The 1,722-nt window shown below is 44.3% G+C and carries 2 protein-coding genes; both read right to left on the reverse strand.

Features of this window, described 5'->3' with window-relative positions:
* On the reverse strand, nucleotides 1-281 hold a 281-nt coding region (locus T515_RS16125), incomplete at its 3' end, for a hypothetical protein (RefSeq protein WP_036613611.1).
* 91 nt (nucleotides 282-372) lie between these two features.
* The coding region (locus T515_RS16130) for a VirB4-like conjugal transfer ATPase, CD1110 family (RefSeq protein WP_242839409.1) at nucleotides 373-1,722 on the reverse strand (1,350 nt) is incomplete at its 5' end.

The raw sequence follows: 1,722 nt of genomic DNA on the forward strand, positions 1-1,722 counted from the left end.
TCCTTATCGATTTCTTTCTGCAGAGCTTCCCGCATCGCAAACTCACGCCTTATGGCACGTCTTCCCTGAAGCTGCTTTTGCTTTTCCATCATTATCTCTTCTGTTGTACGTGTCATATCTGCTCTTCCGAACCTGAGCTTCTTCCTGACAGCCCTTATCGCTGATGCTTCATTCATCAGCTTGTCACCCGGAGCTCTTGGATTCTGCTCAAGATGATACTTTTTATCGTGAATGACTTTTTCCGGTGATTCCTCTGATGTATTTATTTTCTTTATTTCCATCTCTCTACACTCTTTCTTTCAGGACCTTATGTGTTACATTTTGTTGTGAATACCATAAGGTTCTCGAATCGTAGTGAATTCAGTTTTGAATTTATAAACACCCTGGATCCTTTGAAGGACTTCTGGCTTCAGAAATCTTCTTTTCATTAAGCTCGTTTACATCAGCATTAGGCAGAGATGAATCGCGTTCAGCTTGTGCCGCTTCCTGTAATTCTGCAGCTCTAACATCAGCTTCATGACGCTCCTCAAGACGGGTGGTCATGATGTCATAGAGCTCAAGATCCTTCGGGAATCTGTCAACAAAGGGCAGGATGACATTGCCATAAAACAGAAGCCCCTCACCTTCACCTGAATGAGTCACATAGGATATCTGATGGGGACTTATGTTAAGCTGTTTCGCTAGTATGGATCTGTCACCTACGGCCTGATTCAGCATGTAAATGAAATCCGAATTTTCAAAGATATTCTCTACTTCCTTTGATGCGAGAAGATCTTTAACGTTCTGAGTTATTCCTGTCGGTATTCCGCCCCATTTTCTGAATCTCTTCCATATCTCAACTGTGTAGGCTGCTGTCTGCTCTTCTCTTAAAAGAAGATGCATCTCATCCATGTAGTACCTGGTGGATCTTCCACGGTTCCTGTTCTCAGTAACCCTGCCCCATACCTGATCCTGAACCACAAGCATTCCGATCTTCTTTAGCTGTTTACCCAGGTCTTTGATGTCGTAACACACAAGACGGTTGTTAATGTTCACATTAGTCCTGTGGTTAAAGACATTGAGGGAACCTGTTACATAGATCTCAAGTGCAGTAGCCACTACCTTTGCCTCAGGCTCATCCTGCTCCAAAAGTGCTTTGTAAAGGTCTTCTAGTATCGGCATGTTATCCTTCCCGGGGTTCTCGAAGTAACGCTGATAAATCTTATGAATGCATCGGTCGATAACAGTCTTCTCTACAGGCTTAAGTCCCTCCTTTCCTCCGACTATCAGCTCACAGAGAGAAAGGATGAAATCCGCCTTCAATGCTGTAGGATTGTCATCATCGGAATAGTTCATGTTGATGTCCATGGGATTAATGAACTGGTCTGATGTAGGACTGATCTTTATGACCTGGCCTCCGAACCTGCTGACAAGAGGCGAATACTCTGACTCAGGATCAGAGATGATAACATCATCATCTGTAACGAGGAAAGCATTGGCTATCTCCCTCTTCGCTGCGAAAGATTTTCCGGATCCCGGTGTTCCAAGTATGAGTCCGTTCGGGTTCTTCAGCTTCTTTCTGTCCACCATGATCAGGTTGTTGGAAAGAGCATTTAATCCGTAATAAAGTGACTGTACCCCTCCCTGGAACAGTTCCTGTGTAGTGAAAGGCACAAAGATTGCTGTACTGCTTGTGGTCATCCCTCGCTTAATGTCTATGAGATTGTTTGCCAGTGGCAGGGT

Source organism: Oribacterium sp. P6A1, from assembly GCF_000702885.1.
In the GTDB taxonomy this organism is placed as follows: Bacteria; Bacillota; Clostridia; order Lachnospirales; family Lachnospiraceae; genus Oribacterium.